At 66.4% G+C, this 15,137-nt stretch carries 11 protein-coding genes and 3 pseudogenes; all 14 read right to left on the bottom strand.

The window, feature by feature from the left end; translation table 11 throughout:
* Window positions 1-34: 34 nt before the first annotated feature.
* Window positions 35-1,120: pseudogene (gene ftsZ, locus DM995_RS15405) on the bottom strand (cell division protein FtsZ); the annotation flags it as partial.
* Between the two features lie 137 nt (window positions 1,121-1,257).
* Window positions 1,258-2,534 (bottom strand): annotated as a pseudogene (gene ftsA / locus DM995_RS15400) (cell division protein FtsA).
* On the bottom strand, window positions 2,531-3,427 hold the full coding sequence (locus DM995_RS15395; RefSeq protein ID WP_116969986.1) for a cell division protein FtsQ/DivIB: 897 nt from the start codon (window positions 3,425-3,427) through the stop codon (window positions 2,531-2,533). Before DM995_RS15395 ends, ftsA begins: the two are co-directional and overlap by 4 nt.
* Window positions 3,411-4,361 (bottom strand): D-alanine--D-alanine ligase, encoded by a 951-nt coding sequence (locus DM995_RS15390; protein ID WP_116969985.1) that lies wholly within the window; start codon window positions 4,359-4,361, stop codon window positions 3,411-3,413. The genes DM995_RS15395 and DM995_RS15390 overlap by 17 nt, the downstream gene beginning before the upstream one ends.
* On the bottom strand, window positions 4,358-5,272 hold the full coding sequence (gene murB / locus DM995_RS15385; protein ID WP_232824430.1) for a UDP-N-acetylmuramate dehydrogenase: 915 nt from the start codon (window positions 5,270-5,272) through the stop codon (window positions 4,358-4,360). Before murB ends, DM995_RS15390 begins: the two co-directional genes overlap by 4 nt.
* Window positions 5,269-5,442 carry a hypothetical protein gene (locus tag DM995_RS15380; RefSeq protein ID WP_232824429.1) on the bottom strand — a complete coding sequence of 58 codons (174 nt, stop codon included), beginning with the start codon at window positions 5,440-5,442 and terminating at the stop codon, window positions 5,269-5,271. The genes murB and DM995_RS15380 overlap by 4 nt, the downstream gene beginning before the upstream one ends.
* 17 nt (window positions 5,443-5,459) lie before the next feature.
* On the bottom strand, window positions 5,460-6,872 hold the full coding sequence (gene murC / locus DM995_RS15375) for a UDP-N-acetylmuramate--L-alanine ligase (protein ID WP_116969982.1): 1,413 nt from the start codon (window positions 6,870-6,872) through the stop codon (window positions 5,460-5,462).
* The gene (murG, locus tag DM995_RS15370) at window positions 6,869-8,059 is read right to left on the bottom strand and encodes an undecaprenyldiphospho-muramoylpentapeptide beta-N-acetylglucosaminyltransferase (RefSeq protein ID WP_198669383.1); all 1,191 of its coding nucleotides are present in this window, start codon (window positions 8,057-8,059) and stop codon (window positions 6,869-6,871) included. Before murG ends, murC begins: the two co-directional genes overlap by 4 nt.
* A complete protein-coding gene (locus DM995_RS15365; protein ID WP_023836687.1) occupies window positions 8,059-9,288 on the bottom strand; it encodes an FtsW/RodA/SpoVE family cell cycle protein in 1,230 nt (409 codons plus the stop codon). The genes murG and DM995_RS15365 overlap by 1 nt, the downstream gene beginning before the upstream one ends.
* Complete coding sequence (murD, locus tag DM995_RS15360; protein WP_116969980.1) at window positions 9,285-10,613, bottom strand: UDP-N-acetylmuramoyl-L-alanine--D-glutamate ligase; 1,329 nt, start codon at window positions 10,611-10,613, stop codon at window positions 9,285-9,287. The genes DM995_RS15365 and murD overlap by 4 nt, the downstream gene beginning before the upstream one ends.
* A complete protein-coding gene (gene mraY, locus DM995_RS15355) occupies window positions 10,610-11,680 on the bottom strand; it encodes a phospho-N-acetylmuramoyl-pentapeptide-transferase (RefSeq protein ID WP_023836689.1) in 1,071 nt (356 codons plus the stop codon). The genes murD and mraY overlap by 4 nt, the downstream gene beginning before the upstream one ends.
* Complete coding sequence (locus tag DM995_RS15350; protein WP_116969979.1) at window positions 11,680-13,098, bottom strand: UDP-N-acetylmuramoyl-tripeptide--D-alanyl-D-alanine ligase; 1,419 nt, start codon at window positions 13,096-13,098, stop codon at window positions 11,680-11,682. The genes mraY and DM995_RS15350 overlap by 1 nt, the downstream gene beginning before the upstream one ends.
* A gap of 205 nt (window positions 13,099-13,303) precedes the next feature.
* The gene (locus DM995_RS15345; protein ID WP_116969978.1) at window positions 13,304-14,758 is read right to left on the bottom strand and encodes a UDP-N-acetylmuramoyl-L-alanyl-D-glutamate--2,6-diaminopimelate ligase; all 1,455 of its coding nucleotides are present in this window, start codon (window positions 14,756-14,758) and stop codon (window positions 13,304-13,306) included.
* A gap of 97 nt (window positions 14,759-14,855) precedes the next feature.
* A pseudogene (locus DM995_RS22445) lies at window positions 14,856-15,137 on the bottom strand (penicillin-binding protein 2); the annotation flags it as partial.

Genomic DNA, 15,137 nt, shown 5'->3' with positions numbered 1-15,137 from the left:
AGCACCTCGTGTGCCGGGCGAGTGATCAGCAGAAAGCGCATGTGGGGCGCGGCGCTGCGGCGAAGCTCGGCGCGGGCGTCGGCGCGGCAAAGGCGCGCGGCGCGGCCTGGTTCAGCGAGAATGGGCGTGCTTCCTCGCCGCCCTGCTGCAACGCATCGCCATCGATGCCGGTGGCGACCACCGACACGCGGATCTTGCCCTCGAGCTCGGGGTTGAACGCGCTGCCCCAGATGATGTTCGCATCGGGATCGACCAGTTCCTTGATGTGATTGGCCGCTTCGTCGACCTCCATCAGGCGCATGTCGTCGCCGCCGGTGATCGAGACGATGACGCCCTTGGCACCCTTCATCGACACGCCGTCGAGCAGCGGGTTGGCGATCGCGCGTTCGGCGGCTTCGAGCGCACGGCCATCGCCTTCGGCCTCGCCGGTGCCCATCATCGCCTTGCCCATTTCGCGCATCACCGAACGGATATCGGCGAAGTCGAGATTGATCAGGCCCGGATTGACGATCAGGTCGGTGATCGAGCGCACGCCCTGCTGCAGCACCTCGTCGGCGAGCTGGAACGCTTCCTTGAAGGTGGTGTTCGGGTTGGCGACGAGGAACAGGTTCTGGTTGGGAATGACGATCAGCGTGTCGACATTCTTCTGCAGCTCGGCAATGCCCGCCTCGGCGGCGCGCATGCGGCGCGTGCCTTCGAAGGTGAAGGGCTTGGTGACGACGCCGACGGTCAGGATGCCGCGATCGCGCGCAGCCTTGGCGATGACAGGCGCAGCCCCGGTGCCGGTGCCGCCGCCCATGCCGGCCGCGATGAAGCACATGTGCGTGCCTTCGAGGATCGCCTCGATATCGCCGACGGTCTCTTCCGCCGCCGCACGGCCGACTTCGGGCCGCGAACCTGCACCCAGGCCCTGGGTGACATCGGGGCCGAGCTGGATGCGCTGCTCGGCGGTCGAGCTGTTGAGCGCCTGCGCGTCGGTATTGGCGACGATGAAATCGACGCCCTCGACATTGGCCGCGATCATGTTGGCGATGGCGTTGCCGCCAGCCCCGCCGATCCCGATCACCGCAATGCGCGGGCGCAGTTCGTCGACGGTCGGCGGTCCGATGGTGATGCTCATGCCTTAAATCTCCCCTGCTTCATTATTCTGAAGCAAATACCAAAACTCACATTGCACAGATTGATTCGCGAATTCACCCAAAAAATCGGGTTTTTCCACCACTTCCTGCACATCACGCGACGAACCGCGCCGCATCGTCAGAAATTTCCGACCAGCGCGCGCCACAAACGCTGCAAAACCGCCGCCCCCGAATGGCGGTGCACCTGCTGATAGCTCGAGGCGATGCTGCGGATATCGACCGGCTCGTCCGCCGCGAACAGCGCGAGCCCCGCCAATGTCGAGAAGGCCGGCCCCGCATGCGCATCGGGGTCCGCCCCAGCGCCACCTGCATGTGATCGGCCAGACCGCGCAGTTCGGCGCAACCGCCGGTGAGCACGATGCGCTGACCCTGCGCTCCGGTAAAGCCCAGCTCCTTCAATCCCTTGGTGATCTCGCCGATCAGATAGTCGAGCGGCTGGCGGATCACCGAGACGAGCTGCGCGCGGCTGATCGAATGCTTGTCGTCGGCGCGTCCGCCCGCGCCAACGAGCTTGCTGTCTTCCTCGGGCAGGCGCAGGTCGATCATGTCGTGATTGTCGCGCGGCGACGAGGTCGCAGCCCCATGGAAACACTTGATCCGCTCGGCCTCGGCGCGGCGCAGCCCGAAGGCCGACGCGATGGCATCGGTGATATCCGCGCCGCCGAACGGAATGGTGAACAGGCCGACGAGCATGCCGCCGGCATAGAGCGAGATATTGGTCACCGCCGCGCCCATCTCGACCAGCGCGACGCCAAGCTCGCGTTCTTCCTCGCCCAGCACCGCCGTGCCTGCCGCGATCGGCGCAGCAACGATGCCGCTGACGCCCAGATAGGCGGCCGCCACGGTCTGGTCGATATTGCGCACCGGCGCGCCATCGGCGAAGATCACGTGAATGTCGACGCCCAGCCGCTCGGCATGCAGGCCGATCGGCTTCTTGACCCCGGTCGCGCCATCTAGCGTGTAGAGCGCGGGCTGCGCGTGCAGCACCATGCGCCCGCCGGGCTGGATCGTCTCGCGGCCCGCAGCCAGCAGATGGTCGACATCGTCCTCGTCGATCCGCCCGCCGCCCAGATCGATCTCGACCCGCGCGATGGTGCTGGTGAGCCCGCCCGAGGTGCAGCCGACATGGACATGGTCGATGTTGAGCCCCGCGATCCGCTCGGCCTGTTCCACCGCTTCACGCACCGCCAGCTCGGTCGCGGCCATATCGGTGATATAACCGCGCTTGACGCCCTCGCTCGCGCGCTGGCCGGTGCCCAGCACCAGCAGCTCGCCGCTATCTGTACGACCGATGATCATCGCGCAGACCTTGGACGAGCCGATATCGAGCGCGCCATAGGTCTTCTCGATCCGGGGGACTGCCGCGCCGCCCTTGCGCGCCTTGCCGCCGCTCATTGGTCTGCCGCCGATGCCAGGGCATCGCCTTCCGACTTGGCAGGAGTGCGTGGGCGTCGCAGATAGGCGCGCTCGGGATCGCGCAGGTCGAAATAGGTCACGCCCTTGCCGAGCAACCGGTTGACGCCGTCCATGCGCGCGAAATTGATAAGCGCCGCCTGCGACAGGTCCTCGCCCTCGGGCAGCGCCAGCACCTCGCCAGTATGGAAGGTGAGGTTCCAGCGCCGGTTGCCGACCCATTCGGCCTCTTTCACCTGCGGGGTGAGCGCGGGCGCGGCATCGAGCAGCTTGGTGAGATCGCCGATCCGCGCGTTGGCGCGCTTGCCGACGATACGCAGCATCTTGGGATCGATCTGGCCGGGGCTGGGCTCGAGCGCAACGCCCTCGGCATCGACCAGCATCACACGCCCGCGATCCTCCCACACCGCCAGCGGCTCGCGCTCGACGATATCGACGATCAGCGTATCGGGCAGTTGGCGCGAGATGCGCGCATCGGCGATCCAGCTGAACCGCGTCAGCTCGCGGCGCAGCTCTTCCAAGTCGACCTGCGGCATCGACCGGTCCTTCTGCGCGAGCACGATCTCATAGACCTTGAGCTCGTTCATCTTGTCGACGTTGCGGACCTCGACCTTCTTGACCTCGAACCCGGCGCGACCGGCGGCGAGCGCCATCTCTTCCTGCACCATGCCGGGCAGCCCCATGAACTGCGCGGTGATGACGCCGCCCAGCGCGAGAATGCCCAGAATGCCGATGGTCGCGGCCTTCTGCATCTGCTCTTCGGTAAAGGGCAGCCGGGCGAGGAACGCGTTGGTGCGCGATCTCTGCGCCGTGCGCGGCTTGGCGCGCGTCGCGCCCCTTTTCGCCGATGTGCCGCGCTTAATCCGTGTCGCCATGCCGGGTGCCCCCCAATGCCTGTTCAACGATGATCTCGACCAGATCGGCATAGCTGATGCCGATCGCCGCCGCCTGTTCCGGCACGAGACTGAGCGGGGTCATGCCCGGCTGGGTGTTGACCTCCAGCAGGTACAGCCCGTCCAGCCCCTTTTCGTCATCCCAGCGGAAGTCAGAACGCGATGCGCCCTTGCAGCCGAGGATATTGTGCGCCTTGAGCGCCAGCTCGAGACAGCGCTCGGCAATCTCCGCCGGAATTTCCGCAGGGCAGATGTGCAACGTCAGCCCGTCCGTGTACTTCGCATCGTAATCGTAGAAGCCCGATTTAGTCTGCAGCTCGGTGACGCCCAGCGCGCGGTCGCCGAGCACCGCGGTGGTCAGTTCACGGCCCTTGATGAAGGGTTCGGCGAGCAGTTCGTCGAATTCCTGCCAGGGGCCGATCGCGTCGCGGCTGATCGGATCGCCATAGTTGCTGTCGGCCTTGACGATGGCGACGCCGACCGACGAGCCTTCGTTGACCGGCTTCAGCACATAAGGGCGCGGCAACGGATCGCCGGAATAAAGGCTTTGCGATTGCACGATATGCCCGCCCGGCATCGGGATGCCATGCGGCACCAAAGCCTGCTTGGTCAGCACCTTGTCGATCGCGATCACCGAGGTCGCCATGCCCGAATGCGTGTACGGAATCTGCATCAGATCGAGCATGCCCTGCACGCTGCCATCCTCGCCCGGCGTGCCGTGCAGCGCGTTGAACACGATATCGGGACGGATGCCCGCCAGCACCGCAGCGACATTGCGGTCCATATCGACCCGCGTCACCTGATGCCCGCGCGATTCCAGCGCCTTGGCGACGCCCTCGCCGCTCATCAGCGAGACCTCGCGCTCGGCCGACCAGCCGCCCATCAGCACGGCAATATGGAGCTTGGGCAGGGTCATGAATTCGGCTTTCCTATCCGCTGGATTTCCCATTCCAGCGCGACGCCCGATTGCGCGAGGACACGGGCGCGGACTTCCTCGCCGAGCGCCTCGATCTCGGCGCTGGTGGCGGTGCCGGTGTTGATCAGGAAATTGGTGTGCTTCTCGCTGACCTGCGCGCCGCCGAGCATGAGCCCGCGACAGCCCGCCGCATCGACCAGCGCCCAGGCCTTGTGGCCATCGGGGTTCTTGAAGGTCGATCCGCCGGTCTTGCTGCGCAGCGGCTGGCTCGCCTCGCGCGAGGCGGCGATGCGGTCCATCTCGGCCTGGATCGCCTGCGGTTCGGCGGGGTGGCCACGAAAGGTCGCGGCGATGACGATCGCGCCTTCGGGCAGCTCGGAATGGCGATAGGTGTAATGCAGGTCGGCCAGTGGCAGCGTCTGCCGCGTGCCATCGCGCAGCACGACCTCGCAGTCGATGAGAATATCCTTGACCTCGCGGCCATAGGCACCGCCGTTCATCCGCACGAAGCCGCCGACCGTGCCGGGGATCGAGCGCAGGAATTCCAGCCCGCCGATGCCGGCATCGCGCGCGGTCGACGAGACGAGAATGCCCGACGCCCCTGCCCCGCAGCCGAGCGTCACGTCGTCGATCCGCTCGACTTTGGCGAACGCCTTGCCCAGCCGTACAACGACGCCGGGAACGCCGCCATCGCGCACGATCAGGTTCGATCCGAGGCCGAGTGCCATTACGGGGACCGAGGGGTCGAGATCGCTCAGGAACTGCACCAGATCATCGGCATCCTTCGGCTCGAACAGCCATTGCGCCGCGCCGCCGGTCTTGAACCACACCAAGGGGGCCAGCGGCGCATGCGCCGTCAGCTTGCCGCGCACGGCTGGCATGGTCGAGGAAAGGGCGGCGGCGGACGTCATTTGATGCCCCACAACCCCATCCAGCCCTTGACCGCCTTCTGCTGGGCCGCCGCCGCGTCGCGCAGTGCCGACGCGCCGTCGACCGACTTCTGCCAGGCATCGATCATCTTCTGCCCCGCCTGCATCTGCTGGCGGTGCGTTTCGATCATCTGCTTCTGCAGGTCGATCATCCAGTCGAAGGGCGAGTTCATGCGGCGAGCCTCCGTTGTGCGATGGCATCGGCAAGCCCTGCCGCCCATTTGGTGATGTCGCCCGCGCCGAGGCAGATGACCATGTCGCCGTCCTGCGCATCGGCCGCCAGCAGCTCGGCGAGCTCTTCGGGCCCGGTGATCGTGCGCGCCTGGCGGTGGCCGCGCTGCTTGAGGCCGCTGGCAAGCGCCTCGGCATTGACGCCCTCGACCGGCTCCTCGCCCGCGGCATAGACCGGCGCGACATAGACGATATCGGCATCGTTGAACGCCTGCTGGAACTCGTCCATCAGGTCACCGAGCCGCGAATAGCGGTGCGGCTGGACCACCGCGATGATGCGGTTCTTCACGCCCTCGCGCGCCGCTGCCAGCACCGCGCGGATTTCCACCGGGTGATGGCCGTAATCGTCGATGATCGTGACGCCATCGACCTCGCCCACCTTGGTGAAGCGGCGCTTGACCCCGCCGAACTTGGCAAAGCCGGTGACGATGTCCGCATCCGCCATGCCCATCTGCAGCCCGACCGCGATCGCGGCAATGGCATTCTGCACATTGTGGCGGCCCGGCATCGGCAGCTCGATGCCCATGATCTGCCGGGCCGAGCCGTCACGCTCGCGCACGGTGACGTCGAAGCGGTTGCCGCCGGGAATCGAGACGACATTGTCGCCGCGCACATCGGCCTGGGCGGAAAAGCCATAAGTCACCACGCGCCGGTCGTTGACGCGCGGCAGGATCGCCTGGACCTCGGGATGGTCGAGGCACAGGATCGCCGCGCCGTAGAAGGGCACGTTCTGGACGAACTCGACGAATGCGTCCTTGACCCGGTCGAAGCTGCCATAATGGTCGAGATGCTCGGGATCGATATTGGTGACGACCGCGATCGTGCCGTCGAGTCTGAGGAAGCTTCCGTCGCTCTCGTCGGCCTCGACCACCATCCATTCGCTCGCGCCGAGACGCGCGTTCGATCCGTAATTGTTGATGATGCCGCCGTTAATCACGGTGGGATCGATGCCGCCGGCGTCGAGCATCGCGGCGATCATCGAGGTGGTCGTGGTCTTGCCGTGCGTGCCGGCCACCGCGACGGTGGACTTGAGGCGCATCAGCTCGGCCAGCATTTCGGCACGACGAACGACGGGGACGCGGTTCTCGAGCGCCAGATCGACCTCGGGATTGCCGCGCTTGATCGCGGTCGAGGTGACGACCACCGCAGCATCGCCCAGATTTTCCGCCTTGTGGCCGATCATCACCGGAATGCCGCGTTTGCGCAGGCCTTCGACAACATAGCTTTCGGCAATGTCCGAACCCTGCACCTTGTAGCCCAGATTGTGCATCACCTCGGCAATGCCCGACATGCCGATGCCGCCAATGCCGATGAAATGGATGGTACCGATGTCGATGCCGACGCCCTTCATGCTTCCTGTCCTTCAGCGTCGCGGGCCAGAGCCTCGCCGCCCAGGGCCTGGCCCTTGGCGGCGGGGGCCACGCGAATGATATCTGCCAGCGGCGCGGCGCCGAAGCTCTCGACGAGATCGGCCAGATCGCGCACCGCATTGGGGTAACCGCATTTGTGCGCGGCGAGCGCGGCGTTCTCGAGCGCCTGCGGGTCGAGCGCCATTTTCTGGATCTGCTTGGCCAGTTCCTTCGGCGTGAACGCCTCCTGCCGGATCGACCGAGCGCCGCCGGCCTTGACCATCTCGCGCGCGTTGGCGGTCTGGTGGTCGTCGGTAGCAATGGGCAGCGGCACCAGGATCGCGGGGCGGCCCGCCACGGTCAGCTCGGCGATGGTCGATGCGCCCGCACGGCCGATGAACAGGTGCGACCAGCCGAGCTTTTCGGGCAGGTCGTTCATATAGGTGGCAAGCTCCGCCGGAATGCCGTGCTCGGCATATTTGGCGCGCGCGCCCTCGATATCCTCCTCCCGGCACTGCTGCACCACCTGCAGCCGGCGGCGCAGGTTGACCGGCAGCATCGCGAGGCCATCGGGCACCACGTCGGACAGCACCCGCGCGCCCTGGCTGCCGCCGGTGACGAGCACGCGGAACACGCCATCCTCGAGCAACGGGGGATAATTCTCGCCGCGCAGCGACAGCACCTCGTCGCGCACCGGGTTGCCGACCAGATGCACGCGGTCCTTGAGCTTCGGGTTCAGCCGGTCGACCTGCTTGTAGGCGGTGGCGATCGCGTTGACCCGGCCCGCCATGAAGCGGTTGACCCGGCCCAGCACCGCGTTTTGTTCGTGGATGATCGTGGGGATGCGCGCCTTCTGCGCCGCGAGCAGCGTCGGCAGCGCCGGGTATCCGCCAAAGCCGATCACCGCGCTGGGTTGGAAATTCTCGAACAGGTTGAGCGCCATGGCGCGGCCCGCCCAGATGCCCTTGATGCCGCGGAGCCAGCCGATCGGCCCGCCCGCGATGCGTCCGGGCGGCAGGATATGCACCTGGTCGCCCTCGAAAATACCGGGAATCTTCGCGCCGCGCTCGTCGGTCACCAGCGCGATATGGTGCCCGCGCTGCTGCAGCTCGCGCGCGAGCGCATAGGCCGGAATCAAATGTCCGCCGGTGCCGCCTGCGGCGAGCACATAATGGCGCGAGATGGTCATCAGTTCTTCCAGTCCGATCCGAGCAGGCTGCGGTCCTCGAACGGGTTACGCCGGGTGAGCGACAGCAGCAACCCCGCGCCGATGCCGAGCGCGATCATCGACGAACCGCCATAGCTGATGAACGGCAGCGTCATGCCCTTGGACGGGAAAAGCTGCAGGTTCACCGCGATGTTGATGAACGCCTGTCCGCCGAGCTGCGCGGTCAGGCCCGTCACCGCCAGGATGGTGAACAGGTCGCGCTCATCGAGCAGCCGCATGCAGATGCGCACGATGATCGCGAAATAGACCAGAGCGATCGCCGCGCAGGCGAGCAGCCCGAATTCCTCGCCGATCACCGAGAAGATATAGTCGGTATGCGCCTCGGGCAGGTTGAACTTGTGCACGCCCAGACCCGGACCGGTGCCGATCAGCCCACCACCGGTGAGCGTCTTGTGCGCGAACATCACATGGTCATATTCGCCCGCGCCGAACAGCCAGCCGTTGATGCGCTGCGTCGCCACCGGATAGAAGAAATAGGCGAGCGTCATGCCAACCGCGCCCGCACCGACGCCGAGGCCGACCACCTGCATCGGCAGGCCCGCGAGCAGCATCAGCGTGAACCAGATGCCGATGAACATGATCGTCTGGCCCAAGTCGGGCTGGCGCATCAGCAGCACCGCGATGCACGCGGTGATCGCCGCCGAAAGCTTGAGCACCGGGAGGCTGGGGTCCTTGACGCGCAGCGAGATGATCCAGCCCATTGTCACCGCGTAAGCGGGCTTGAGGAATTCCGACGGCTGGATGCCGATGCCATAGCCGATCCAGCGCTTCGATCCGTTCACCGCATTGCCGAAGATCGGCACCAGCGCGAGCAGCACGAAGAAGATGCAGGCCATGATGATCGCCAGCCGCCGCGCCTCGCGCTTCGGCAGCATCGAGACCACGAACATGAAGCCCAGGCTGACGATCACCCAGCCGAGCTGGCGGTAGAAGAAGTAGAGCGGACTGAGCGTCTCGGTCGCGGTCGAAAGCCGGCGCGCGGTGGCGGGCGAGGCCGCCTGCACCGCGATCAGGCCGATCGCGATCAGCATCATGATCATTGCCAGCAGCACGCGATCGAGTTCCCAGAACCAGATCGCCAGCTGCGACCGGTCGCTGCGCCCCAGCCTGCGCCCGAGATTGCGCGGCAGCTTGTACGCGCGCTTGCCCGAAAGGCCGGCGGCGGGGGCGGTGGCAGCCAGATCATTCATTGCTTGGCATCCTCCTGCTGGGTCGCATCTTCGGCAATCAGCGCGTCGACGATCTTGCGGAAGCAATCGCCACGCGCTTCGAAATCGCGGAACTGGTCGAAAGAGGCGCAGGCGGGCGACAGCAGCACCACCTCGCCGGGCTTCGCATGAGCCATTGCGCTGCGCACCGCATTGGCGAGCAATTCCGCGCGAGTCACGGGCATCACCTTTTCGAGCTGATCCGCGAACACCGGCCCCGCCTCGCCGATGGTATAGGCGTGCACGACATGGTCGAAATGCGGAGCGCATTCGTCGAGGCTGTCGCCCTTGGGCAGCCCGCCGACGATCCAGTGGATGCGCGGATAGGCACCGAGCGCGGGCGCGGTCGAGGCCGGATTGGTCGCCTTGCTGTCGTTGACATAGAGCACGCCGCGATGCTCGGCGGTGCGCTCCATGCGGTGCGGCAGGCTCGAATAGGTGGCGAGCGACGCACGGCTGCGCGCCTGGTCGAGCCCCAGCGCATCGACAGTGGCCAGCGCGACCGCGACATTCTGCGCATTGTGCGGCCCCTGCAATGCGGGCCAGGCGCGCTGGTCGTCGCCCGAGATATCGGCAGCGTGCACCTCGACCGGGGCGGCCAGCGTTGCGGCGATCGTGCGGGTCGGTGCGTCATCGGTGGCGATCACCGCGACATGCGCGGGATCGTGCTGCATCGCGAACAGCCGCGCCTTGGCGGCGCAATAGTCGGCAAACCCTTCATAGCGATCAAGATGATCGGGCGTGATGTTGAGCAGCACCGCGACGTCGCAGTCGAGGCTGAAGGTCAGGTCGATCTGGTAGCTCGACAATTCGAGTACATAGATGCCGCCCTCCGGCAGCGGCGGCTGCGACAGGATCGGCAGGCCGATATTGCCGCCCATGATCGTCGGAACGCCCGCCTCGCGGATGATATGGTGGATCAGCGCGGTGGTGGTCGACTTGCCATTGGTACCGGTAATGCCCACCACGCGGTGCGGCGGCAGGCTTGCACGGGCGAGCGCGAACAGCTCGATATCGCCGATGATCGGAACGCCGGCGGCGCGCGCGCGGTCCGCGACCGGGTGGCGGTTCAAGGGCACGCCGGGCGAGACGATCAGCCCGGCAAAGCCTTCGAGGTCGATCTCCATCGGATCGCCGATCCGAACCTCGGGATGATGCGACACTGCGGTCTCGCGCGCTTCGTCGCGATTGTCCCACACGGTGCACTCCGCGCCCGAAGCCATCAGCGCGTCGAGCGTCGCCAGGCCCGAGCGCGCCAGGCCCAGGATGCAATAGCGTTTCGCGGCAAAGGCGGAGGAGGTGATCACCGGATCTTCAGCGTCGCAAGACCGGCCAGCGCAAGCACCAGCGAGATGATCCAGAAGCGCACGACCACGGTCGATTCGGCCCAGCCCAGCTGCTCGAAATGGTGGTGGATCGGCGCCATGCGGAACACGCGCTTGCCGGTGCGCTTGAAGAAAAACACCTGGATGATCACCGACATCGCCTCGACCACGAACAGGCCGCCGACAATGCCGAGAACGATTTCATGGTGCGCAGCCACCGCGATGGCCCCGAGCGCGCCGCCCAGTGCAAGCGATCCGGTATCGCCCATGAACACCGCAGCGGGAGGCGCGTTGAACCAGAGGAAGGCGAGGCACGCGCCGATGATGCAGCCGCAATAGATCGCAAGGTCCCCCGCACCCGGAACGTGCGGAATGCCGAGATAGGCTGCGAACTTCGCGTTGCCGACCATGTACACGATCAGCAGGAAGGTGAGGCTGGCGATGATCACCGGGAAGGTCGCGAGACCATCGAGCCCGTCGGTGAGGTTCACCGCATTGCCGAAGGCGACGATGGTGAAGGCGGCGAATGGAATGTAGAACAACCCCAGGTCGAACGGCGGATAATTGATGAACGGCACGTAGAGCAACGTACCGGTCTCGCCCAGGATCACCCAGCTGGCGACGCCGGCGATGAGGAATTCGCCCATCAGCCGCACCTTGCCCGAGACGCCCTTGTGGCTCGCCTTGCGCACCTTATCAAAATCGTCGAGGAACCCGATCAGCCCGAAGCCGAGCGTGACGCACAGGCATGCCCAGACGAAAACGTTGGTCAGATCCATCCACAGCAGCACCGATATGGTGAGCGAGATCAGGATCATCAGCCCGCCCATGGTCGGGGTGCCGCGCTTGGCAAGGTGCGTCTGCGGGCCGTCGAGGCGGATCGGCTGGCCCTTGCCCTGGCGCATGCGCAGCATCAGGATGAACCGGGGCCCGATGACCAGCCCGATGAGCAGCGCGGTGACGATCGCCGCGCCCGAGCGGAAGCTCAGATAGCGGATGAGGTTCAGCGGCCCTTCAAAGTCCAGATATTGCGCCAGCAGATACAGCATCAAACCCCCTCCCGCGCCACGGCGGATGCAGCTGGCGATGTTGCCAGCGCGCGCACCAGTGCGGACAATCCCACGGAATTGGACCCCTTGACGAGCAGAGCATCGCCATCGCCCAAAATGGCCAGCAGCGCAGGCAGCGCCGCGTCGGCGGCGGGCACATGCGCGATTGTGCCCTGCCACTCAAGCGAATTGGCGAGCGCATCGGCCAAGGGTGCCATTTCATCGCCGACCAGAATGACATGATCGACCTTTGCCGCCATCACCGGCGCAGCGAGGCCCGCATGATAGCCGTCCGAGGTCTCGCCGAGCTCCTTCATCGCACCGAGTACGGCGATGCGGCGCCTGGCCTGTTCCTGGCCCAGCAGCGCTAGCGTCGCTGCCATCGAGGCGGGGTTGGCATTATAGGCTTCGTCGATCAGCAGCGCGCTGCCGCCATCGCCCGTCGCGACCTGCATGCGCTCGCCGCGGCCCGACATGCCGGGAAGATCGGCCAGCGCAAGTCCCGCCACCGCAAGGTCACCGCCCGCGGCATCGACCGCGGTCATCACTGCGAGCGCGTTCATCACCCAATGCTCGCCGGGCGCCGAGACGCGAAAGCACAGCCGCGCCTCACCGATCTCGGCGGTGATCAGCGATCCGCCCTCGGGCGCGTGGATAGCATCGATCAGCCGGGTTTCGCTGTCTGGCTGGCTGCCGAAGCGGCGGATAGTGTGCGCGCATGTCTGTGCGGCGGCATACAGGCGCGGATAATGGCGGTTGTTGTGCGGCACGATCGCGGTGCCGCCGGGCTCGAGACCCTGGAAGATCTCCGCCTTGGCATCGGCAATGCCTTCCTCGCCATTGCTGAAATTGCCGATATGCGCAGGCGCGATCGTGGTGATCATCGCGATATGCGGGCGGACGATGCGGGTCAGTTCGGCAAGCTCGCCCGCATGGTTCATGCCCATCTCGAACACGCCGAACCTGGCGTCGCGCGGCATGCGGGCCAGGCTCAAGGGCACGCCGACATGGTTGTTGTAGCTCTTGACCGAACGGTGCACCGCGCCCGGCACCATCCGGTCGAGTGCGTGGAACAGCGCCTCCTTGGTGCTGGTCTTGCCCGCCGAACCGGTGACGCCGAAAATCGTCGCGCTGGTCCGCGCACGCGCGGCATGGCCGAGCGCGGTGAGCGCGGCGGCGCTGTCAGCGACCAGCACGTGCGGGTGATCGATCGGCGCCTCGCAGATCACGCCTGCCGCGCCCGCCGCCATCGCGCGGTCGATGAACAGATGCCCATCGGTCGCCTCGCCGCGCATGGCGATGAACAGGTCGCCGGGCTGGATCTCGCGCGAGTCGAACGCGACGCCGGTGACGGCGAACTCTGCCGAGGCGGTGCCGCCGGTCGCGTCAGCGAGCTCGGATGCGGTCCAGAGGCTCATTTCTCCTCTCCCCTTGCGGGAGAGGACAGACTTGGCCTGGCAGCTTGCTGCCTGGCAAGTCTTGGAGAGGGGGCAGCGGCCTCGTGGCAAGTCTGGCGCGATCTCGCCCCCACCCTCACCCAGCTTCGACTAGGCAGCAGAGCTGCCAAGTCTGCGCAGCCCTCTCCCGTCAAGGGAGAGGGGTTGGGTATGGCGGTGGCGACGCTCACGCCGCGCACTCCCGCGCCACTTGCACATCGTCGGAAGGCAGGTCTCGGGCAGGCTGATCACCCTGTTCGGCGCGGTCGCCGACGATCTGGCCCTGTTCGTGGCCCTTGCCTGCGAGCAGCACGATATCGTCCTTGCCCGCCATGGCGATGGCAGCGGCGATCGCCTCGCGCCGTCCGCCGATCTCGGTCGCACCGGGCGCGGCGGCCATGATCGCGGCGCGGATGCTCGCCGGGTCTTCGGAGCGCGGATTATCGTCGGTGACGATCACGACATCGGACAGCTCGGTAGCCGCCTTGCCCATTTCGGGGCGCTTGCCGGTATCGCGGTCGCCGCCCGCGCCGAACAGGGTGATCAGCCTGCCCGAGACATGCGGGCGTAGCGCGGAAATCGCGGCGACCAGCCCGTCGGGCGTGTGCGCATAATCAACATAAACCGGCGCGCCCTCGCGGGTGATGACCGCGCGCTCGAGCCGTCCGCGCACCGGCTGCAGCCGCGCCATATGGTCGAACACCTGCGCCGGGGCCCCGCCCGCCGCGATGACGATCCCTGCGGACACCAGTGCATTGGCGGCCTGATAGGCACCGATCAGCGGGAGATTGACCTTTACCTGCTTGCCCCCATGCTCGAGCACGAGCTGCTGGCCGAGCTGGGTCGGCGTGCGACTGACCAGCCGGATCGCCTCGCCGCCCTCGCCCACCGTCATCAGGTTGAGCCCGCGCGCCTTGACGCGATCGATCACCCGGGCCGACCATTCGTCATCGGCCCAGGCGACGAAATGGCCGTGATCGGCGACGACCTCGTCGACCAGACGCATCTTGGCCTCGAAATAGGCCTCCATCGTGCCGTGATAGTCGAGATGGTCGCGGCTGAGATTGGTGAACGCCCCGACCTGCACCGGCAACCCCTCGGTGCGGAACTGCGACAGGCCGTGGCTCGATGCCTCGAAGATCGCATGCGTCACGCCCTCGCGCGCCAGGCCCGACATGTTGCCGAGAAAGGTCACGATGTCGGGCGTGGTGAGCCCGGTCGACGCCTGATCGACCGAGGTGGTGACGCCCAGCGTGCCGATCGAGGCGGCATTGTGCCCCGCCATGCGCCAGAGCTGGCGAGTCATCTCGGCGGTCGAGGTCTTGCCGTTGGTGCCGGTGACGGCCGCGACATGCGCGGGAACAGGAGTGAAGAAGCGCGCGGCAATCTGCGCAAAGGCGCGGCGCGGGTTGGCATCGGCGATATGCACCGCGCCCTCGACCTTGGCCTCGGGCGCAGCGACGATGGCGATGGCGCCTGCCGCGATCGCATCGGCGATGAAATCCTCGCCGTTGAAGCGGGCACCGGCAAAGGCTCCGAAGACGGTGCCGGGCGCAACCTTGCGGTGATCGATGGCAAATCCGGTTACCGTCCGCGCAGCATCGTCGCCGGACAGGCCCGAAGCCAGTTCACCCAATTTCATTGCACGTCCCTTTTGCCGACCCTGAAAATCCCCGCCTCCTCTATGTTTCGCCGCATCAGATGCAACCCCCTGCATCGCGGCGCCTGTGTATATTTGCCTATACCGGATCGTCGGATTTCTTGCCCGGAGCCTTCCACAGCAGCGGCATCAGCTCCGACACGTCGACATCGCGGCGGTCATCGGGAATGACGCCGAGCATCGGGCCGATGCGCGGGACCAGCTTGGCGACCACCGGAGCGGCAGTCCAGCCCGCGGTACGCTGGAAGGACGAGGCCGAGTTGCCCGAGGGTTCGTCGATCATCACGATCACGACATAGCGCGGCTTGTCCATCGGGAAGGCAGCGGCAAAGGTGGCGACCACCGAGCTACGCCGGTATCC

This window comes from Blastomonas sp. UPD001 (assembly GCF_003426715.1).
In the GTDB taxonomy this organism is placed as follows: domain Bacteria; phylum Pseudomonadota; class Alphaproteobacteria; order Sphingomonadales; family Sphingomonadaceae; genus Blastomonas.
Note: the sequence above shows the minus strand (reverse complement) of the source record. Positions and strands in the feature narration are given on the sequence as shown.